Source organism: Sphingopyxis sp. H050 (genome assembly GCF_001468265.1).
Lineage (GTDB): Bacteria > Pseudomonadota > Alphaproteobacteria > Sphingomonadales > Sphingomonadaceae > Sphingopyxis.
The window spans coordinates 43,067-64,521 of sequence record NZ_LNRZ01000011.1; the positions used below are offsets into that span (position 1 = coordinate 43,067).

Here is a 21,455-nt window from a genome sequence, read left to right on the forward strand (position 1 = left end):
GCAAGAGAACAAAGAGGGAACAAGTGAATATCTCTCACAATGTCATAAGGTCGATCGCAAAGCTACCGTCCTCTGAGTTAATCCGGTCCAAATACGCGACCAGCCCGTCGGGGCCCTTGACCCCCGGTGGAAGGAGATTCCAGCACCCATTTGGATCGTCACTTACCCGGTCGACGCTGAGGCCGATGTCCTCCTTGAGCAAAGCGAAATCATTTCCTGGATAGCCGCCGGAATCGCCGATCCTGAGAAATTTAGCATCGGCTGTATTGACCGCATCGGCCAATCTCCGCGCAACATTTTCCTTATCGACCCCAGGAGCAAGGACGTCGATGGAATGGCCCGACACGTAGGTCCGGAGACGCAAACCATTCTCTTCAAGTATCTTCAGGACAAAATCGCGGACCGGCCCAAGCGGCCGACCGTCGACTGCGGTCAAGCAAAGCTGTACGCGTTGGCGTCGAACCGATATCCCACATGATGGCGCGCACTGCTCGATCACCTCGGCAAGTCGGGAAAGACCTACATCCTCGTCGATGCTGGATTTGTCGACGGCCTCGTCGAGCCGAATGCATAGGCCGCCATTGTAATAGCCGACCAGAATCTCTGGCCAGTGTCGCTCCGGCAAAACCTTTCGCAGCATGGCTCCCACCGAGTCCCCTCGACCTGTTGCAAAGGCAAGCCGCCCTCCCTCGTCCAGAAAGCGGATCAGCCCTGCAAGAACGGCATCGCGAGGCGGTTGTCGGCGCTCGCTCGACCGGACAACGGTTCCGTCATAGTCGAGAACGAGGCCATGGAACCGCATGGAAGACCCTCGCTCGCGAAAGGCCTGTTCGGCGTCAGCCCACTCCTCCGCCAACCCCGAAATTCCAACTAGCCTGCGACGAGCTGCAGCCTTCCGCAACGACGGCGACATGCCACGGACCCCTTGGCTTTGCAGGAGTAGCGATGGGACGTGATAGATTCTGCGTCCGAAATCTGGGACACCCGGGCGCCCAGGGTCGACGCCCAAAATTTCGCCGGCCTGACCCGTCAACTCCATTGCAGACATCAGTCCGTCGATGGGAAGAAACTCGCGCGGCGCGCCAAAGTCGAGTTCTGCCTTTGCTACCTCAGCCGGTAGCTCACCTGCTATATCAGCCCAGAGAACCCTCGTCTGGTCTGTTAGCAGCGCAATCAGACCCAGTTCACCACCTCGTTTTGCTGCCCAAAGATGACGACCATGAGCAAAGTTTCGAAAGTCGACTGCCTCGACATTGATCAACGCCGCTTCCCAAAAATTCGTCTCGATCAGCCTTGCAGCGTCAACGAGAAGCGGATCGAAAGCGATTATCACTGTCGATCGGGACAACACGTCCGTTGCCGCGCTTCGGCCAAGCCGCAAGACGGGGTCAACCCAACGTGGCGGCACAGGTGATCCAGCGATCTGCCCAGCAGCTCTGCAGATTAAAGTAGCAGACAACAACAAGGTGTGCGTTGCCAGAAAGCCGTCCTTTTGGCTGTCGGTCTCATACAGCAGAACCGTCGAGCCATAATCACGCGCGGCCTCCACGAGCATGGACGCCTCCCGGTTGCAGAGTACCGTGATGCTGGATGCCTCTGATTTCACTGCGGCATCTAAAGCCGCCAAGATATCGGGATTCGTCCCTTCGGCACTTATAAGCCAGACATGCTTTCCGTTGCCAAGCGTTGGCGCAGCAATAAATTCCAGCGGCGTCAAAGACCGAGCGACGTTACCGTGGAGGCCCTCGATGGTCCGAGCCAGCAATCCCGCGGTGACCAATGAGCCACCGGACCCAATAGTCAATACGGACAGATCGCCCGAGGCCTGCAGCGCCTCTGAAATTGCTTTAACATCGGCAGAAAGTGCAAGCTTGATGGTCAGTGGGAGAGAATCAACGCGGTCGCGGAAATGGTTCATCAGCTCGCTCTTGCCGAAACAGGAGCAGAAGAAAAGCCCTCACCCCTGAGCAAATAGCTTCATGTCTGCAGGGTCGGACAGCTCGGGTGCTGATCGGACCTCAAGCTCGCCACTTCGCAAAGCGTCACGAACCTCCATCAGCATGATCCCTAGCATATTTTGCCCGCGGCCGTTCACCTCGCCCCAAGTGCGGTTTACGGCGTTGTCGACAGTGGCGGATTCCACCAGCCGGCTCTCACCCGTCGACAGCAGGAGGTCAGCGAGGTCTGCGTGCTGCGAGAATTTCGCGGCAACGATGTGGCGCATACGATCGAACTTCGTTGCCGCCCAGTCAGGCACGATATCCCACGTGTAAAGCCCATGAGCCGCCATCGCCACGAGAGCCGGCGAAGGCGCAGCCAAGAGCCACGCGCGGACTTCGGGCTTTCTAGCCTTTCCGGCTTGGTACGCATGCTCCGACGTCGGGAAGATGGTGTCTTCGAAGAATACAGGCCGCCGGAACAAATTACTGAAGGCCCCATAAGGCTTCTCATTAGCTCGATAAAATCGGATTTCGCTTGCGCCCATTTTGTCTCTTGCCAATTTTGTAATAACTTCATTAAAAACATTATGCAGAAATGAAGGCCGGGTCAACTTCGAAATCGCCTCGCGGGCGTCCAGCGTCACCGACGGAGGGCGCGACGGAGGCGGTTGCTTCAATCAGGTCGCTTATAGCCGCGAATGGATGGAGTGAGGCTCGACTTGCACGCAAAGCCGGCGCATCTCAATCGGCTGTCCACAGGACCCTTCACGACCCGTCGCCGAAATGGACGCCGACCCTCCGGCAATTAATGCATTATGTAGAAAACCCCGAGCTGACCCCGAAGAAACCGATCGAGGCACAGCTGCCGGCGCCACTTTTGAAGGCTGCAAGGGCACTCTGGGATGGCACTTCGACCGATGCGGAACGAATTACCAAACTGTTGACGCTTGTCCGCGACCTCAGGACGTCTAAATAGGATCCGGGGGGAATAGGCTGCCATCCGGCTGCTTGCTCCGAAATATTCTATCCAGGCGAGAATTGACTGAAGACGCATGAGGAAGTTGCTCGCCGAAAGCCTCCTGAAACGGGTGATGGATTGGGACCAAGCGCGCCTCGCAGAGGAATTGCCGCTTCTCGATCGCATGGCAGGTTTCAAGTATGACGAGTACCAGCAGTTCGGGCCTGGCAGGAAATTCGTCGAGACGCTAGGCCTGTGGCTGGAGCAATTCCAGCCTGACGAACGAGAGGCCGCATTCGACTTTGTCAAAAATCGGCTAGTTTACATATCCGAAGGAGAGATGCGGCATCTCGTAGAAGCCGCGTTCGCCGACCATATCAAGCCGATGCTGATCCGCGCGGCTGCGGAAACGCTCGGCTTGCCAGCACACAGCTTAGGTGCCGTTACCGAAAGTACAGCATTTCGCCGCTCCCTCAGATCCAGCCTGTTCTTCGGCCTGAGCGACGGTGCCCGTATGGACGTCTTTCGCCGGTCTGCAAATCTCGACAATGAGCAGGTTTGGCAGGCCTATGAGCCAAGCGAGGCGAAAACGACCGGCCTTATCGAGGATTTGCGCAAGATCTACCCCGAGTCCTATTTCGAGCGTGTATTCCTAATCGACGACTTCACCGCGAGCGGGATCAGCTATATCCGGCAGGAGCCCGATGGAAGCTGGAAAGGCAAGATCAAGAAGGCACTGACACAGTTTGGGGGAGACGCGGCCAAACTATTTTCGCCGGACGGATATCAGATGACGGTAGTGATTTACGTCGCCACCCCGGAAGCGTCGCATCACATTCGAACCCAACTCGCGGCCTATTGCGAAAGCATTGGCAAACCAGTCCCTGAAGTCATCATCGTCTACGAATTGCCGCAATCGACGAAGCTCGAAGACGCGAACGAGGGCGATCGACCGTTCCTGGCTCTGGCGGATCAGGATCGATACTATCGAAACACCCCGATGGACACACATGAACAGAAGGGCAGGACGGATACAGTGAAGCGGGGATTCGCAGGATGCGGCCTGCCCTTGGTACTGGGCCACAACACCCCGAATAATAGCCTTTATCTCCTGTGGGGAGATCAGGCGGTCGGTGCGCGCGGCCTGTTCCCGCGGATTGTCCGTCACAAGGGCAACAACTGATGGTTCGCAACGCTTTCGCCGTCCGCACGTCGGAACTGTCGTCGCCCGACGAACTGTTTGCGCGGGATTTCGCTCCCGAGGTCCTCGAGATACTCCCGCGCGACATCTTCGCGACCAGCGCGATGGTCCTCAGGTCTTCGCCCGGCGGCGGCAAAACCTCACTTCTCCGTATCTTCACTCCGGGGCCGATGCTGCAGGTTTTCCGTAACCACACGCGCGAACCCTACGTGGAGATATTCCGGCAGCTTCAAGCCGTGAATGCCGTGGATGGGGACAACATCCGCGCGATGGGCATTCTCATCCCCTGCACCAACGGGTACTCGGAGCTGCAGGCTCCCGAACAGGATCCAGCCGCGCGCGGGATGTTTCGCGCCCTCGTGAACGCCCGGATCATTCTTCGCGCTCTGCGCGCGATCTGCATGCTGCACGGCGTCGAGTATCCGCGCGATCTCGGTCGTCTGCGGATCGATTATGAACGTGGACTACTCGACGAAGGCCCGGTTCCAAGATCCGCCGACGCGGAGAGCTTACGCAATTGGGCGGAGAGCGTCGAGAGTCGGCTGCTAGGATACCTTGACCAACTTGGGGCCGAGCGAGAGGAAACGCCTGTTCACCTTGTCTTCGATGCAGTCACCTGGCTTTCGCAAGCCCGGTTCCTCGTCGATGATGTGCTGAGCGAAGTCAGGCCGATTGTCATGTTCGACGACGTGCAACGACTACGGCCGGGCCAACGTGCGACGTTGTACAAGGAGTTGCTGGATCATCGTGCTGCAGCGCCTGTATGGCTCGCGGAACGCACCGCCGTGCTTGAATCGTCGGAAATTTTCAGTGACGCGATTCAGCGGCGGGATTTCGAAGTCGTTGAGATCGAGAGGGGCTGGCAGAAGCTGTCTGACAAGCGATTTCTCACGTTCGTTACAGGCATCGCAGATCGCCGGATGCGACAGATGCGGGACGACCCCGAGAGTTTTGGCGACCACCTCGGGTCATCACTCGATCCCCTGCAATTTCGATCCCAGCTCGCGACTGCCGTGGACACCTTGCGCGCGCGAGCAGTAGCCCGCGCAACTGACACGGATCGCTACTCTTCCTGGATTCAAGCTGCAGAGGGCTTCCCCAAGGCGGACCTTCTGGCATTGGCCATCGAGTGGTCGAAGACGAACATTCTGATCGAGCGCGACAGAAACAGGATACAAGCTGTCCTCGACCTGGAGCCCTTGCCGATCGAAGAACGGGAAAACCGCGAATCCAGCAAGCTGCCCTCGGCGGCGCTAAAGTTCGTAAGCTCCGAGTTCAAATTGCCGTATTTCTTCGGCATCGACAGAGTCGTCCGATTAAGCTCCTATAATGTAGAAGAATTTCTGCAGATATGCGCGGTTCTTTACGAGCATCTGCATGCAGCGCGAGTGTCACGCACCGATGGGCCCGTCTCCGTCAGTCCGGGCGAGCAGGATCGAGCATTACGCCGGCTGGCCGAGAAGCGATTCAGGGAAATTTCCCGAGCGTTTCCGTTGGGAGCGAAAGCGCAGAGGCTGATCGCCGCAATCGGCAAACTTTCTCACGAGCAGACATTCGCGCCCAATGCCCCTTATGCGCCCGGCGTCACCGGTATCGGATTGGCGATCGTCGACCGGGACGCACTCGTCAAGGCATCAGAGAACGACAAGCATCCGTTCTGCGAAACGGCGAAGATACTGAGCGCCTGTATCGCGTATAACTTGTTCGAGGTTCGAGAACTCAAACAGGACAATAAGCTCTGGACAGTTCTCTATTTGAACAGAATGCTCTGCGTTCATTTCGACCTGGTCTACCACACAGGAGGGTGGAGACCGACGTCGATCGCGCGACTCAAGGCATGGCATCAGGGAACGCCTTCAACAATCTTGTGAAGGCAGGAGGAAATCGATGTGGTGGGGCGAATATAATCTGTTTCGGCAGACCGCTTTCGACGAGTTCTGGCATGGGCATCTTCAGGAAGACCGGAAGATTTTGTTCATTGTCGGTCGAGGCTTCGACCCCAGGGCGCTTGTGTCCCTCAACCGGATTATAGCGCAGCGTCCTGACATCGATCGGCACTGCATCGCAATCGAAATGTCCAACTGCTTCGACACCGATGGCGAAGCGGTCCGCATGCGCGACACGAATGAAGCGGGGCTACGGCAACTGTTTGCCGAAGACCGGATCGAAATCCGAGATCTGACGCCAACCGATACCGACGGAATTAGAGATATTTCCCGGGCTACCGCCCACCTCTTTGCCGACGTCGCGCGCAACGATGCCGGTTTCTCCGATATCGTTCTCGATATCAGCACCCTGCCGCGGCTCGTCTATCTTACGCTGCTGAACCAGTTGCTCGGCGCCTTCGTTCGACCGAACGACCAGGCGCCGTTGGCATCGTCGGTAAATCTGCATGTCGTTTACGGCGAGAGCGCGGTTATAGATCGCGGCATTTCCAAGCGCGAAGTCGATGTCGATCTCGCTCCGCTTGCGAGCCTCGGCATCCGCCTAGAGGAAGAGGCATCACACGACTGGCCCAAGATATGGTTCCCAATACTCGCGGAAGACGTCAGCGAACAACTCGAACGCATACATTCCCGGATCGCGCCGGACGATGTCTGCCCGGTACTCCCGCTGCAGTCTGTCGATCCGAGGCGGGGCGATAATATCATACGCGAGATGGGAGAGCTGGTTTTCGACCGAATGGCCGTTACACCGCGCGACATAATCTTCGCGACCGAGTGGAATCCCTTCCAGCTCTACAGGAGCCTTCTCGAAGCGATGGGTCGCTACGAAGAGAGCCTCAAATTCTTCGGCGGCGCGCGGTTCATCATATCACCGCTTTCTAGCAAAAGCCTATCCATAGGTTGCCTATTGGCGCTAGTCGAAAAGCGGGCGAAGGGTGATCGCGCCTCGATGCGGGTCGGAATGGCGCATATCGAGACGCGTCGTTATGAAGCCAACGACCTCGGAGAAGACTTGCCGATGGTCCCGATTTCCCTTTGGCTAACGGGCGACTGCTACAGAATCCGAACGGCAATCGAAGCGGTTAATCCGGCTGCACCCGAGGAGGTCGAACTACGCGAACCGGAGTCAGAACGAGAGCGCGCGGAAGAAGCGGCTGCTGCCTCTTCACCGCGCAAATGACATCTTTCGGGCGCGAACCAATCGCGGTCCGAAGGGTTAGGATAAGGCGCAAACCAGCCGCATTCGCATATAGCACTTAAAAGCCGGGTTTACGCCATCTGGTACAATTTGGACCACCCGCCCCTTCACAAATCTCCCAGCCGCCGCCGAGAGCGCGGTGGATTTCAACCACAGACAGGAGATGGTCTGTTCGCGCCGTGGCCAACGTCGCTTCGGCTTGGTACAGGCTGCGTTCGGCATCGAGAATGTCTAGATATTGTCCCTCGCCCTCGCGAAATCGCACCGAAGCCATCCGCGCTGCCTCGCGGCTGGCGCCGACCTGCTGGTCGCGTATCGCAAGACCGGTCCGGATTGCGCCGTAGGCCGTCAGCGCGTCCTCGACATCGCGAAGGGCGATCAGAACGGTCCGGTGGTAATCGATCAGCGCCGCATCTGTGCGAGCATCGGCGACGCGGACCTGTGCGCGTAAACGCGACATGTTGAACACCCCCCAATCGAGGCTAGGGCCGCCCGCAAAGCCGAGCGCACCGCCAGTGAACAACGATTCAAACCCGCCGGCGAGGAGCCCAATGAAGCCGGACAGCCGCACCGTCGGAAACAAGTCGGCTTCGGCGACACCGCGCCGCGCGGTGGCGGCGGCGAGTGCGCGTTCGGCGGCGGCGATATCGGGCCGCCGCCGCAACAGGTCGGCGGGAGCGCCGACATCGATCTGTGCGATGTGCGGCAGACTGGTTGTTGCCGTGGCGGGACCGGCGAAGCTCTGCGGCGTCTGGCCGAGCAGCACGGCAAGGGCGTGACGCGCGGTGCCGATGCGCTGCTCGATCCCGGGCAGCGTCGCTTCGACCGCGGACAGCGCGGCCTCTGCGCGAACGACGTCAAAGTGCGCGCCCGCGCCAGCGCGTTCCAGCTTGCGCGTGATGTCGAGCGAACGCCGCTGGGTTTCGATCTGGCGGTGCGCGATCGCAAACGCGGCCTCGCTTCCGCGCAGTTCGAAATAGTGGCTGGCGACATCGGCGGTGACCGCGGCGCGAACCGAGCGCAGCGCCGCCTCGGCGCCGCCGACCTCGGCTTCGGCGGCCTCGACTCCGCGGCGGACGCGGCCGAACAGGTCGATTTCCCACGACGCTTCCGCGCCGGCGCGCAGGGCATCGCCCTCGCGCGGCTGACCGCCCGCACGCTCGACGTCGGCTTCCCGGCGGCGCTGATAGCCGGCAGCGACCCCGCCGCCGGGAAGCCGTGCCGCGCGCGACACGCCGGCGAGCGCGCGTGCTTCGTCGAGCCGCGCGACAGCTAGCCGCGCGTCGAGATTGGCTGCAAGCGCCTCTGCGATCAGCGCGTCCAGCGCCGGGTCACCGAACTGGCGCCACCACGCGGCCTCGGCGGATGCCCCGCCGATGCCCGCCGGCTGCGCGGCATAAGCGCCGGGCGCCTCGATCCGCGGTGGAACATAGTCGGGACCGACAGCGGCGCACCCCGCGAGGCCCACGAGAAGGATGGCGGGTGAAAGCTTGGCGATCAATATCATTGGGTCAATTCCTGCGGCTTGGGATCCGCGCCCGACGGGCGCCGCGCTTCGCGCCGCAAAACGGCGTTGCGGATCACGACGTAGAAGAGCGGGGTCAGAAAGAGGCCGAAAAGCGTCACCCCGAGCATGCCGGCGAACACCGCGACACCCATCGCCTGCCGCATCTCGGCGCCCGCGCCCGCGGCGATCGTCAGCGGAACCGCTCCCGCGATGAACGCGATCGACGTCATCAATATGGGGCGCAATCTCAACCGGCACGCCTCGAGCGCGGCAGCGGGCGGATCGAGCCCTTCCTGTTCCCGCGCGCGGGCGAACTCGACGATCAGGATCGCATTTTTCGCGGCCAGCCCGACGAGCACCACAAAGGCGATCTGCGTGAAGATATTGATATCGCCGCCAGTCAGCCAGACCCCGACGAGCGCGCTCAAGAGACACATGGGCACGATGAGCAGGACCGAGAGCGGCAGCGTCCAGCTATTATATTGCGCTGCGAGGATCAGGAAGGCGAGAAGCACCGCGATCGGGAAGACGTAGAGTGCGGCGTTGCCCGCGGTCTTTTCCTGATAGGTCAGGTCGGTCCACTCGAAGGTCATGCCCTCGGGCAACTCGGCGCGCGCGATCCGTTCCATCGCCGCCACCGCCTGCCCCGAGCTGAAGCCCGGCGCGGGACCGCCGCTGATATCGGCCGACGGAAAGCCATTATAATGGATCACACGGTCGAGACCGGCGCCGGGGGCGGTCGTGACCAGCGCGGCAAGCGGGACCATATTGCCTTGGGCATTGCGGACCTGAAGCCGCCCGACCGCATCGGGCTGCGCCCGCGCGTCGGCTTCGGCCTGGGCATAGACCTGATAGGTACGCCCGAACCGGTTGAAGTCGTTGACGTAGAGCGAACCGAGATAGACCTGCATCGTTTCGAACACATCGGTCATGGCGACCCCCTGGGCGGCCGCCTTGGTCCGGTCGACATCGACCGAAAGTTCGGGCGAGGCGACATTGTAGCTGGTCATCAGCCCGGCGAGCGCGGGTTCCTTGGCGGCCGCCGCCATCACCTTGGCGCTGGCCGCGGCGAGTGCCTCATAACCCGCGCCCGAGCGGTCCTCGATCTGCATCTTGAACCCGCCGGTCGCACCGAGGCCCGGAACCGGCGGCGGCGGGAACACGCCGACGAAGCCGTCGGGGACCGCCGCATATTTGCCCTGCAGCCGCCCTGCGATCGCCCCCGCCGCCATGTCCGGCGACGTGCGCTCCGAAAAGGGGTCGAGCATCACGAACATGACAGCGGCGTTGGGCACGTTGACGAAGCCGTTGATCGACAGGCCCGGAAAAGCGACGACGTTTTCTACCCCGGGCTCGGCCAGCGCGATCTTCGAGACCTGCTCGGCGACCGCCTGCGTGCGGTCGAGCGACGCCCCGTTGGGCAGCTGGACGATGCCGACGAGATAATATTTGTCCTGCGCGGGCACGAAGCCGGCGGGCAGCTTGTCAAAGGCGAACCAGGTCAGACCGAGCAACCCGGCATAGGTCAGCCCCGCCACTGCGCCGCGCCGGATGACCCGCTGGACGCCGCCGACATAGGCCAGCGAGCCGCGATCGAAGGCCCGATTGAAGGGCCCGAACAGCCAGCCGAAGCCCTTGTCGATGGCACGCTGGATGCGGTCGCGCGGCAGGTCGTGGCCCTTGAGCAGCACCGCGGCGAGCGCCGGCGACAAGGTCAGCGAATTGACCGCCGACAAGATGGTCGAGATCGCGACAGTGAGCGCGAACTGGCGATAAAATTCGCCCTGCAATCCGCCCAGAAAGGCAGTAGGAATGAAGACGGCGGCGAGGACCGAGGTGATCGCGATGATCGGGCCGGTGACCTCCGCCATCGCCTTGCGCGCGGCCTCGCGCGGAACTTCTCCGAGACCGATATGGCGTTCGACATTCTCGACGACGACGATCGCGTCATCGACGACGATACCGATCGAGAGCACCAGCCCGAACAGCGACAGGGTATTCAGCGAAAAACCGAACAAATGCATGACCGCCAACGTCCCGACCAGCGAAACGGGCACAGCGACGAGCGGGATGATCGACGCACGCCACGTCTGGAGAAAGAGGATCACGACGAGGACCACGAGCAGGGTCGCCTCGATCAGCGTGACGATCACGCTTTCGATCGACGCCTCGACAAAGATCGTCGGATCATAAGCGATGCGATGCACCAGCCCGTCAGGAAACTCGCCCGAGAGCCGCTTCATAGTCGCCCGGACCTCGGCCGCGGTATCGAGCGCGTTGGCACCCGGGCTTTGCAAGATCTGGAGCGCGATCGCGGGCTCGCCGTCGAGCAGCGAACGCAGCGCATAATCATTAGCGCCCATTTCGATCCGGGCGACCTCACCGAGCCGGGTGAGCTGGCCGTCGGCACCGGTCTTGACGACAATCGCAGCAAATTCTTCCTCGGTCGCGAGGCGGCCCTTCACCTCGAGCGCGACCTGTTGCGCGGCGGCAGGGTTCGGCTGGCGCCCGACGCTGCCCGCGGCGACTTCGACATTCTGCGCGCGGATCGCGGCGACGATATCGCTCGCGGTCAATCCGCGCGAAGCGATCCGCGCCGGGTCGAGCCAGACGCGCATCGAATATTCACCGGCACCCCACACGACCACATCGGCGATGCCGGGGATGCGCGCGATTTCGTCGCGGACCTGAAGCAGCGCATAGTTGGAGATGAAGAGCGGGTCATAACGCTTCGATGGCGACAGAAGATGCACCACCATCAGCGCGTCAGGCGCAACCTTCTGTGTGGTGACGCCGAGCCGCTGCACCGTCTCGGGCAGTCGTGGCAGCGCGCGAGATACGCGGTTCTGGACCTGAACCTGCGCGATGTCGGGATCGGTCCCTTGCGCGAAGGTGACGGTGAGCGTCATCCGGCCGTCGGTGGCAGCCTGGCTCGACATATAGAGCATGCCCTCGACGCCGTTGACCGCCTGTTCGATCGGGCTGGCGACGGTTTCGGCGATAACCTCGGGCGAGGCGCCCGGATAGGCCGCGGCGACGGTCACCGTCGGCGGCGCGACCGCCGGATATTCGCTGAGCGGTAGCCGGAGCAGCGCGAGCAGCCCGGCAATCAGCAGGAGCACCGACAGCACGATCGCGAAGATCGGCCGGTCGATGAAGAAGCGGGGGAAGTTCATCGTGCCGGCTCCCGCTGGACGCTGGTTTTCTGCACGCCGTTGCCGCGCGGCATCGAGACGATCCTGGGTTTGACCGCCATGCCGGGGCCAGCCAGCCCCTTGACGACGACGCGGTCGCCGGGCCGCAAGCCCGTCTCGACGACGCGCAGGCCATCGACGATTGGACCGAGCGTCACCGGCCGATATTCGGTCATATTCTTTGCGCCCAGCACGAGGACGAAGCGCCGCCCCTGTTCGACACCGATCGCGAGGTCGCTGACGAGGATCGCGGACCGGGCCTTGTCGGTCGCGACATCGACTTCGGCGAACAGGCCCGGCGCCAGACGACCACCCGGATTGGGCAGGATCGCGCGCGCGCGGATCGTCCCCGTCGCGCGGTCGAGGCGGTTGCCGATGAAGTCCAGCCGCGCCGTTCGGGTGCTTCCATCTTCGAGGCGAACGCCGACCTTGGCCTCGGCACCGTGGCCGCGACGATCAGCGAGCGAGCGAAGGTAGGTCGCCTCGTCGACATCGAATTCGACATGGAGCGGATCGACCGAGACGATGGTGGTGAGCGGCGTCGCCGCCTCGACGCCGGCAACCAGATTGCCGCGGGTGACGAGAATCTGGCCGACCCGGCCGGCGATAGGCGCCTCGACGCCGGCATAGCGAAGGTCGAGCGCGGCCAGCCGTTCGGCGGCGCGCGCCGACGCGACCTGCGCTTCGCGTTCGTGCAAGGTCGCGGTGGTCACGTCCGAGCGTTCGCGCGCGGCGACCCCCTCGGCGACCAACTTGCGCGCGCGCGCATCCTCGGCCTGCGCGAGGCCCAGCCGCGCTTCGGCTTCGCGCGTCGCCGCGCGTGCCGCGGCGTGCCGCGCCGCGAAGGGCGCGTTATCGAGGCGAAAAAGGATCTGCCCGCGCCGGACGATCTGCCCCTCGGGAACGCTGACGTCGGCAATATAGCCCGAGACGCGCGGCTTGAGCTCGACCGTCTCCACCGCGGTCAAGCGGCCGGTATAGGTCGAACGTGGTATATGGTCCTGCACCACGACCGATGCGGCAAGCACCATCGGCGGGGCTGGGGCAGCGGCCTGTTCGCCGCCTTCCGGCCCGCGCGCCCAAAGCACCACGAGCCCCGTCGCCAATATCGCGCCCAGCGCCGCGGCGACCCTCGATTTTCGCATCTCAACCTCCGAATCCGTGCTCGCCGATCCGGATGGATGGCGAGCTCATATTTCGGGGGTGCGGTTTTCCATCGTTGGAGGGTCAAGAGGTTTTCTTCGTCGGCGTCGAATGTGCATGAATCCGTAGAAGACACCGCGCCTATCGGTAGGCGGAGCTCTGCGGCAATAGTAATCCGGCGTGCGGCGACCGCGTTGGTCAGGGCTATGTCCCGCGAAGGTCGGGAAAAGCCCCTCCGCACGCGGAAAGGCCAAATGATCCCGAGGCCAAGCTAGTGCGTGCGGTTCGATGAACCCGCAGCATGGCGCCGGGCGGATTGTCCGCCGGACCTACCGAAACGCCGGGGTTCGCGCGGTTGGAGGCGCGGCGTCGCGCCCCCCTCTTCCGCCAGCCCCTCAATGATCGGACAATCGGGCCTGTCGTCACCGTGGCAATGATTGGCCAGTGTCTCGAGCGTCCGCACCATGGCTTCGATCTCGGCCATTTTTTCCTTGAGGCGCGCGATATGTTCGAGCGCGAAAGCCTTGACGTCGGCGCTGGCGCGGCTTCGGTCGGACCAGAGGCCCAGCAGCTCGCCGATCTGCTCCACGGTGAAGCCGAGATCGCGTGCGCGCCGGATGAAGCGCAGGCGGTGCACGTCGGCGTCGTCATAGTCGCGGTAACCTGAGTCCTGACGCGCAGCCTTGGGGATGAGACCCGTCTGTTCGTAATAGCGGATCATCTTTGGAGAGACGCCCGATATTTTCGCGGCGCGGCCGATGTTCATGCCGCCTCTCCTTCTTTTCCCTTGTCGGCGGCGATCACCGGCCGGAAGGCCTTCAGCCTGAGTGCATTGCTTAGCACGAAGACACTCGACAGCGCCATCGCACCGGCGGCGAACACGGGCGACAACAAAGTCCCGTTCAGCGGGTAGAGCACCCCCGCTGCAACGGGGATCAGCGCCGCATTATAGCCGAACGCCCAGAACAGATTCTGCTGGATATTCCGGATCGTCGCCTTCGACAGCGCGATCGCGTTGACCACGCCGCGCAGGTCGCCCGACATCAGCACGACATCGGCGGACTCGATCGCAACGTCGGTGCCGGTGCCAATCGCCAGACCGACGTCGGCCTCGGCGAGCGCGGGTGCGTCGTTGATGCCGTCGCCGACGAAGGCGACCTTGCGGCCACCCGCGCGAAGCCGGTGTATGGCATCGACCTTTCCGTCGGGAAGCACTTCGCCGACGACCTCGTCGATCCCCAGCGTACGCGCGACGGCATCGGCGGTCGCCTGATTATCGCCGGTGATCATCGCGACCTTGAGCCCGAGGGCGTGGAGCGCCCGGATCGCCTCGGGCGTCGTGTCCTTGACCGGATCGGCGACCGCAATCACCGCCGCGAGTTTGCCGTCGATCGCAGCATAGAGCGGCGACTTGCCTGCCGTGCCAAGTTCGCGCGCCTTGGCGGCAAAGGCCGACACATTATGGCCCAGCCTGGTCATGAACCGATCGGCGCCGACCTGAACCTCGCGGCCACCGACCTTTGCTGATACGCCATAACCGGGAATGGCTTCGAACGCCGCGGGCGATGGAGCGTCCAAACCGCGCGCATTCGCGGCCGCCACGATGGCTTCGGCGATCGGATGCTCGGACTGGCTTTCGACGCTGGCGACCAGCGCCAGCACTTCGACGCGCCCGAAGCCTGCGGCCGGCTCAAGGTCGGTCAGTTCGGGGCGCCCCTTGGTCAGTGTGCCGGTCTTGTCGAGCGCGATGACGGTCACGTCGCGCAGCGTCTGAAGCGCCTCGCCCTTGCGGAACAGCACGCCCAGTTCGGCGGCGCGTCCGGTGCCGACCATGATCGAGGTTGGCGTCGCGAGTCCCATCGCGCATGGGCAGGCGATAATCAGCACGGCCACCGCATTCACCAACGCAAAGGTCAGCGCCGGATCGGGGCCGACGATCAGCCATATCAGGAAAGTCAGCCCCGCAATTCCCATCACCGCAGGCACGAACCAAGCGGTGACCTTGTCGACCATCGCCTGGATCGGCAACTTCGATCCCTGCGCCTGCTCGACCATGCGGATAATCTGAGCCAGCACCGTATCCCCGCCGACTTTGGTCGCGCGGAAGGTGAAGGCGCCGGCCTTGTTGATCGTGCCGCCGACGACGGCCGCGCCGGCAGCCTTGGCGACCGGAGCCGGCTCGCCGGTGATCATCGACTCATCGACCCAGGAGCTCCCGTCGACAACCTCGCCATCGACCGGCACGCGTTCGCCCGGGCGCACCTGAACGATATCACCGGCGCGAACATCGGCGAGCGCAACTTCCAGCGCCGCACCATCGCGCACGACGCGCGCGGTTTTCGCCTGCAGCCCGACGAGCCGCTTGATCGCCTCCGATGTTCGCCCCTTCGCCTTGGCCTCGAGATAGCGACCGAGCAGGATCAGCGCGACGATCACCGCCGCGGCTTCATAATAGACGTTTGCGGTGCCGGACGGCAGGACGTGGGGGGCGAAGGTTGCGACCAGCGAATAGCCCCATGCGGCGCTCGTCCCCAGCGTGACGAGCGAGTTCATGTCGGGGGTGCCGCGCAGGATCGCGGGAATGCCCTTCTGGAAAAAGCGCAGCCCGGGGCCGAAAAGAATGAGGGTGGTCAGTGCAAACTGAATGAGCCAGCTCGTCTGCATCCCGATGCGGGTCATGACGAAATCATGGACGGCGGGGACGAGGTGCGAGCCCATCTCGAGGATGAACACCGGCAGCGCCAGCACCGCCGCGAGAAGCAGCGAGCGGCGTAGACTGTCCAGTTCCTGCTCGCGCACCAGGGCTTCCCGGTCGATGGAGCTGCCTTCGTCTACGACCCGGCGCGGTTCATAGCCGGCACCGCGGATCGCGCTTTCCAGATCCTCGAGCGTGACAGCGCCGCTGCGGTAGCGGATGCTGGCCCTCTCGGTCGCGAGATTGACGGTCGCGGCGGTGACTCCCGCCACCTTCGAAAGGGCCTTCTCGACATGCCCGACGCACGACGCGCAGGTCATGCCCGCAACGCCGATTTCGGCTTCGGTTTCGGGCACCTCGTAGCCGGCGCTCTCGACCGCTTGCACGACGGCGCCGGGATCGGACACTCCAGCGAATGTCACGTCGGCGCGGTTGGTCGCCAGATTGACGGCGACCCCGGTTACGCCCGGCAGCTTGCCGATCGCCTTTTCGACATGGCCGACGCAGGACGCGCAGGTCATGCCGGCGACGGCGACGCTCAGACGCTCCGGCCCGGTGGTCGGAGCATCACTTTTCCGCCTCAACTCGATAACATCGGACATCACATATTTCTCCGGATCTGCTCGTTCGACCGGAATCTGGGGCTTCCAACGATGGGAAGGTCAAGGGGGGAGAAAAATGTCTGTGGAGGCATTGACCTTGCCACGATGGCAAACCCCATCTTCGGACATCAAGCAAAGTTTGGAGGCAATATGACGATCCGTTTCAATATTCCCGGGATGACCTGCGGCGGTTGCGCGCGCTCGATCACCAAGGCGATTCAGGGCATCGATACGCAGGCCAAGGTCGAAACCGACATTCCCGAAAGGCTGGTCAGCGTCGAGACCAGCGCAGACATCGCGTCGCTCAGCGCGGCGCTCCGCGAAGCCGGCTATGAGGCGCAGGCGGCATAGGAAGGGGCGCCAAGAGCCTGATCAACCTGGGGAAATAGATCCAGATCTGGTTCCAGTTCGTCTTTCGCCCAAGGTCTCGGCGGTTATATTCTCCTTTCCATTTCCTGGCGTGGAGAATGAAATTGCGACAATCCGCCATCCTGTTACTCGGGCTCAGCCTGTCCGCCTGCGGCCAAAGCGAGCCGCGCAGTACCCAGTATTTCGAGACGAATCTCGACGAGGCGCGAAAGGTCGTCGCTGGCTGCCGGGATGGCTCGATGCGCGGCGATGAATGTACGAACGCCGACGTCGCGGTGCAGACGGTCGAAGGCCGCGAGCGTTTCAAGCGGTTTCTGGGCAAGGATTAAGCCAAGACACGATCACCGCACCTAACCTTTGGCGATTGCTAGTCCGACACGTTCCGATAAAGCGCCCGCATGACCGACGAACTGACGAGTATCGTCCTGCGCGCCGTCGAACGGGTTCCGCAATGGGTCCGCCGCGACCTGGAATCGAAAGATCCTGTCGGCCGCATCCAGGCCGAGGAAGCGCTCGCCGCAATGATCGCCGAAGTGCTGCGAAAAGCGGACAGCGCGGCGGACTAGCTCGCAGCTATCACGCCGGGCGGCTCCGTTCCTCAAGCTCCGCGATGCGCTCGGAGCAGATCGCATGGACCGCGCGCCCCAGTTCCTCGACACAATTGCCGAGCCAGAGAAGCTCATCCTCGGTGATGCGGTAATGCTTCGAGTAGCGCGCCTTCACATAAGCTTCCTTGAGCTTCTCGAAGCGAGCGCGATCTGTCCGCGTCTCGCGCGGCCAGGCGTTGACCAACCGCATGTCGATGCGCTCGGCTTGGGTCCTCAGGAACCCAAGGTTATGAACGTGCGGAGTATAGAAGGTGCAGACGAGTAGAACGCAATGATACAGCCGTTCTGTCGCTTGATGAGTTAGAAACGCTGCATCCTTTAGTCGGCCCGACTGCCGGCTGAAGTTTGCGGTCTCCAACATTCCAGATGCCGCCGGCATCCACTCGTCGAAATATTCCTGCGCCATCGCCAGCGCCTGTTCGGGCGTCTTCGGCTTCGGCTTATGCAGCGGCTTCTCGTCATATTCGTAGAGCGCGATCCCGTCCTTCGCGACATCCATGAAGAAATAGCGCCCATGCGCCAGCCCGTCGTTCACCTCCTGCAGCGTGTGCACGATGAAATTGACCGGCGTGTGCAGCGTCTTGTCGATCGCCAGTTCGCGAATGAGCCGATCCTCAAGCTTCAGCCAAAAATCGACCCGCTCGGTCAGGCGCTTGTCGTTGACGATGATGAGCAGATCGAAATCCGACCGATAGCCCTTGGCGGTATGCGGCTCATCGACCCAGCCGCCGCGCGCATAGCTGCCGTAGAGGATCAGCTTTTCGATCCGGCCCTTCTTCTTCCAGCCCATCGTCGCAAGCGCGATCGCATCCTCGAATTCTTCGAAGATGATCGCCTTCACGCGCTCGAGCTCGCGCTGCTTGTTCGGCGGTAGATGATCGAGATCGGTTCGCATGACTATTCTCACCCTGTAAGTCCGCTCGCCCGATGGCAAGCTATGTTGCAGCCAAATCTGCCGTCAAGTTTCGGGCGGCACGCGAAAATCCCAGACGGGGATGCCGAACGCGCGGGCCTTGTCGACGAGATTGTCCTGGATGCCGGTGCCCGAGAAGACGACGAGCCCGGCGGGCATCGCATCGATCATCCGGTCGTTGCGCTTGAACGGGGCCGCCTTCTTGTGGCGATTCCAGTCGGGCCGGAAAGCGACCTGCGGCACGCGGCGGGTATCAGCCCAGCAAGCGGCGGCGCGCTCGGCCCCGGTCGGCGTCGCACCGTGCATCAGCACCATGTCGGGATGGCGGGTATGGATACGATCGAGCGCGGCCCAGATATGCTGGTGATCGTTGCAGGCGGGACCGCCGCTGAAGGCGACGCGAGTGCCTTCGGGGATCAATGCCGCGGCTTTTTCGCGCAGCCGCTTGTCGAGGAAATCGCGGCTGTCGATCATCGACGCAGTCAGCGTCTTGTGCTGGGCGCGCGATCCGGTGCGCGGCATCCAGGCTTTGCGGAGATGAAGGCGGAATTGCTCGGCGGCGCATTCGCGGAAAAATTCCATCGTATCGCGGCGCTCGATCATCGTGATGCCTTCGGCGATCTTGCGCTCGAGTTCGACCGAGCGGATTTCGCTGCCGTCCTGTTCGCGCTGCTGCTCGCGCTGGGCCTGCTCGTTGCGATCAAGGTCGCGTTCGATCCGCTCGCCGGCACGGTGGAAGATATTGACGATGTTCCAGAGCAGGTCTTCGAGATCGGGCTCGATGCGGGTGTCGACGAGGCAGCCAGTCATCGCGTCGAAGATGTCGGCGACGGCGCCGCCAGCGAGCCGATCGTCGGGAAGCGGCCTGCTATCGGGCTCGTCCTCATAGGGACGGTGACCGTAAAGCTGCATTTCCTGAAGAAGATAAGCGCTGGCGCCGGGTTCATGCGGTTCGCCGCGTTCGGGAAAGTCGGACAGGTCGGTCATGTCATCTCTCGCATCTGGCGGCCGCGCCTCTCGCGGCCTTCGCAGCGACGCCTTTGCGGCGGCGGGTGCGGGTCCGCACCGCACGGGCAGAGCCCGGGCGGCCGAAGCGCAGCGAAGGATGGCGGGCGAAGGCTATTTTGCCTCGCGATGCAAAGGGGCAGAGCCCCGGCGGAAAATGGCCGCACGCCAAGCCATTGCGAGGCCCGCGCCCGATGCCGCAGTCGCCCTCCAGCGAAGGCCGGAGGCGCGGCTGCCCTGGGAGAAGGGAGTGATCACTCTATCCATCCCGACAGGGCGAGCCGCTTGCAGGCGGCGCAGCCTTCCACAGGAAATGGTCCGGCGCGGCAACGGTCACGAAACTCGCCCCAAAAAAGTCTTGCCTAATCAGAGCGACGCGTGAAGGCGGCTGGGGGCATGTCCGAAATCCCGCTATGTTTTTCGGACAACTCCACTGGCAATTGTCCGAAATACTGCTATATATTTCGGACATGGAGAAGCCCGCATCCGGATTGAAAGCCGCGATCCTCGATCGTACCGAGGTGCCCGGCAGCGTATGGACCCCCAGCGATTTTCTCGATCTCGGGAGTCGGGAGGCCGTCGATAAGGCTCTGCAGCGCCTCGCAAAATCGGACGAACTGCGCAGGATCGACCGCGGCCTCTATGACAGGCCCGCGCATAATGAGCTGACCCACCAGGCCAATCCGCCCAGTCCGAAGGCAGTGATCGACGCGGTTGCCCGCCGCGACCAGATCCGCGTGCTCGTCGATGGCATGACCGCCGCCAACGACCTCGGTTTCACCAACGCCGTGCCGGCGAAGATCATCGTTCATGCCGAAACGGGCCTGAAGACGATCAAGCTCGGCAATATGGCCATCATTTTCAAGCCGACGGCGGCAAGCAAGCTGTTCTGGGCCGGGAGACCGGCGATGCGGATCGTTCAGGCCCTGCACTGGCTGCGCGACACGATGCTCGGCGACGAGAATGACCAATGGCGCGAGCGGCTCGTGCAGTTGCTCGACGATCCCGTTCATGGCGAAACGCTCCGCACTGATCTTGCCGCGGGCATGACGAGTCTGCCCGTCTGGATGCAGGAGTTGCTGCGCCCGCTCGTCTTCCGTCAGGAACCTGGCGCATGAACCCCGGTTTCGACGAAGTTCTGCGTGCAGGGACGCGAACCCGGAGCGGCCTCTTCATCACCGCCGCGCAGCGCCTAGGCACCACGCCGCAGAATGTCGAAAAGGACTTCTGGGTGTGCTGGACGCTGGACGCGCTGTTCAACGGATTGCCCGATGGCCCCCGGCTGTTGTTCAAGGGCGGGACGTCGCTTTCGAAAGGCTTCGGTCTGATCCGGCGATTCTCGGAAGATATCGACGTCACGGTCTTTCGCGACGACCTTGGCGTCCCCGCGACGATCGACGAGCTCGCGGCGCTGAGCCGCAAGAAGCGCGAGGCCGCGCTCGATGCGATCCGGGACGCGTGCGAGGCCCATATCAACGGCGCACTCCTCGATCATCTGACCGTCATCGCCGCCCAATGCTGTGAGCGGGCCGGGCTCAAGGTCGGCGCGATCAAGGTCATCCCCGACGCAAAGGATCGCCAGACATTGCTGGTGGCCTATCCCAGCGTCACCACCGAAGATGCCTGTATCGCGAAGAGCGTGAAGATTGAATCGGGCGCCAAATCGGCGCTCGATCCCAATAGCCGCCGAACCATCGCGCCCTATGTTGACGAGGATCTGCCCACGATCGATCTCGGCGTCCCCAATGTGACGATCGTCGATGCCGAACGCACCTTCTGGGACAAGGTCGTCATCCTGCACGGGCTGCGGCGATGGTATGAAATCCGGGGACAATTGCGTGGCAACGGCCAGCGCGTGTCGCGCCACTATTATGACCTTCACCAGTTGATGCAGTCGCCCGTCGGTCAAAGCGCGATCGAGGACCGGACACTCGGCGAGGATTGCGTCGCCCATGCGCGCATGTTCTTCAATCGCCCGGATTTCGATCTCGCATCGGCGCAACCGCCGACATTCGTCCTTTGCCCCGAGGACGGCATGATCGACGATCTCAGACAGGATTATCGCGCCATGGCGACGATGATCTTCGGCGAGCCGCCCGAATTTGATGCCATTGTCGAAAGTGTCGCTGCACTCGAACGTCAACTCAACGCCAGGAAATAGCGATCAAGCAGCGCA

17 protein-coding genes are annotated in these 21,455 nt (G+C 62.6%); 8 read left to right on the top strand and 9 right to left on the bottom strand.

Translation table 11 applies throughout. The features are described 5' to 3' along the window. Positions 1 to 34: 34 nt before the first annotated feature. Both ATE67_RS18700 and ATE67_RS18705 read right to left on the bottom strand, forming a co-directional pair. Complete coding sequence (locus ATE67_RS18700) at positions 35 to 1,918, bottom strand: hypothetical protein (protein WP_058818164.1); 1,884 nt, start codon at positions 1,916 to 1,918, stop codon at positions 35 to 37. A 39-nt stretch (positions 1,919 to 1,957) separates the two neighbouring features. After that, positions 1,958 to 2,584 (bottom strand): NADAR family protein, encoded by a 627-nt coding sequence (locus ATE67_RS18705; protein ID WP_231728228.1) that lies wholly within the window; start codon positions 2,582 to 2,584, stop codon positions 1,958 to 1,960. Between the two features lie 408 nt (positions 2,585 to 2,992). Here ATE67_RS18705 and ATE67_RS18710 point away from each other — a divergent pair, with 408 nt between their 5' ends. Genes ATE67_RS18710 through ATE67_RS18720 form a run of 3 tightly spaced genes read left to right on the top strand, consistent with a single transcriptional unit; the run spans position 2,993 to position 7,225 of the window. Beyond that, positions 2,993 to 4,081, top strand: a complete 1,089-nt coding sequence (locus ATE67_RS18710) for a phosphoribosyltransferase-like protein (RefSeq protein WP_058818166.1) — start codon at positions 2,993 to 2,995, stop codon at positions 4,079 to 4,081. Further along, positions 4,081 to 5,970, top strand: coding sequence for an ORC-CDC6 family AAA ATPase (locus ATE67_RS18715; RefSeq protein WP_058818167.1), 1,890 nt, complete (start codon positions 4,081 to 4,083; stop codon positions 5,968 to 5,970). Before ATE67_RS18710 ends, ATE67_RS18715 begins: the two co-directional genes overlap by 1 nt. Positions 5,971 to 5,986: 16 nt before the next feature. Continuing rightward, a complete protein-coding gene (locus ATE67_RS18720; protein ID WP_058818168.1) occupies positions 5,987 to 7,225 on the top strand; it encodes a hypothetical protein in 1,239 nt (412 codons plus the stop codon). A gap of 76 nt (positions 7,226 to 7,301) precedes the next feature. Here the strand turns inward: ATE67_RS18720 and ATE67_RS18725 are convergent, their stop codons facing one another. The 5 genes from ATE67_RS18725 to ATE67_RS18745 form a co-directional block, all read right to left on the bottom strand. Continuing rightward, entirely contained in the window at positions 7,302 to 8,750 is a 1,449-nt protein-coding gene (locus ATE67_RS18725) for an efflux transporter outer membrane subunit (RefSeq protein ID WP_058818169.1), read from the bottom strand. After that, positions 8,747 to 11,926: an efflux RND transporter permease subunit gene (locus ATE67_RS18730; protein WP_058818170.1), complete on the bottom strand. Its 3,180-nt coding sequence runs from the start codon at positions 11,924 to 11,926 to the stop codon at positions 8,747 to 8,749. Before ATE67_RS18730 ends, ATE67_RS18725 begins: the two co-directional genes overlap by 4 nt. Then, positions 11,923 to 13,089: an efflux RND transporter periplasmic adaptor subunit gene (locus ATE67_RS18735; RefSeq protein ID WP_058818171.1), complete on the bottom strand. Its 1,167-nt coding sequence runs from the start codon at positions 13,087 to 13,089 to the stop codon at positions 11,923 to 11,925. Before ATE67_RS18735 ends, ATE67_RS18730 begins: the two co-directional genes overlap by 4 nt. A 269-nt stretch (positions 13,090 to 13,358) precedes the next feature. Then, a complete protein-coding gene (cueR, locus tag ATE67_RS18740; RefSeq protein WP_058818172.1) occupies positions 13,359 to 13,853 on the bottom strand; it encodes a Cu(I)-responsive transcriptional regulator in 495 nt (164 codons plus the stop codon). Further along, positions 13,850 to 16,384, bottom strand: a complete 2,535-nt coding sequence (locus ATE67_RS18745; RefSeq protein ID WP_058818173.1) for a heavy metal translocating P-type ATPase — start codon at positions 16,382 to 16,384, stop codon at positions 13,850 to 13,852. Before ATE67_RS18745 ends, cueR begins: the two co-directional genes overlap by 4 nt. A 150-nt stretch (positions 16,385 to 16,534) precedes the next feature. Here ATE67_RS18745 and ATE67_RS18750 point away from each other — a divergent pair, with 150 nt between their 5' ends. The 3 genes from ATE67_RS18750 (at position 16,535) to ATE67_RS21770 (ending at position 17,319) form a co-directional block, all read left to right on the top strand. Then, positions 16,535 to 16,735: a heavy-metal-associated domain-containing protein gene (locus ATE67_RS18750; RefSeq protein WP_058818213.1), complete on the top strand. Its 201-nt coding sequence runs from the start codon at positions 16,535 to 16,537 to the stop codon at positions 16,733 to 16,735. Between the two features lie 122 nt (positions 16,736 to 16,857). Continuing rightward, entirely contained in the window at positions 16,858 to 17,082 is a 225-nt protein-coding gene (locus ATE67_RS18755) for an EexN family lipoprotein (protein WP_231728229.1), read from the top strand. A gap of 69 nt (positions 17,083 to 17,151) precedes the next feature. Continuing rightward, positions 17,152 to 17,319 carry a hypothetical protein gene (locus ATE67_RS21770; RefSeq protein WP_170935596.1) on the top strand — a complete coding sequence of 56 codons (168 nt, stop codon included), beginning with the start codon at positions 17,152 to 17,154 and terminating at the stop codon, positions 17,317 to 17,319. Between the two features lie 10 nt (positions 17,320 to 17,329). Here ATE67_RS21770 and ATE67_RS18760 read toward each other — a convergent pair whose 3' ends face one another. After that, positions 17,330 to 18,256: a HEPN domain-containing protein gene (locus tag ATE67_RS18760; protein ID WP_058818175.1), complete on the bottom strand. Its 927-nt coding sequence runs from the start codon at positions 18,254 to 18,256 to the stop codon at positions 17,330 to 17,332. A gap of 63 nt (positions 18,257 to 18,319) precedes the next feature. Then, the gene (locus ATE67_RS18765) at positions 18,320 to 19,261 is read right to left on the bottom strand and encodes a DUF2493 domain-containing protein (RefSeq protein WP_058818176.1); all 942 of its coding nucleotides are present in this window, start codon (positions 19,259 to 19,261) and stop codon (positions 18,320 to 18,322) included. 488 nt (positions 19,262 to 19,749) lie between these two features. Here ATE67_RS18765 and ATE67_RS18770 point away from each other — a divergent pair, with 488 nt between their 5' ends. Next, positions 19,750 to 20,397, top strand: coding sequence for a DUF6088 family protein (locus tag ATE67_RS18770; RefSeq protein WP_058818214.1), 648 nt, complete (start codon positions 19,750 to 19,752; stop codon positions 20,395 to 20,397). Continuing rightward, complete coding sequence (locus tag ATE67_RS18775) at positions 20,394 to 21,440, top strand: nucleotidyl transferase AbiEii/AbiGii toxin family protein (RefSeq protein ID WP_058818177.1); 1,047 nt, start codon at positions 20,394 to 20,396, stop codon at positions 21,438 to 21,440. Before ATE67_RS18770 ends, ATE67_RS18775 begins: the two co-directional genes overlap by 4 nt. The last annotated feature ends 15 nt before the right edge of the window (positions 21,441 to 21,455 follow it).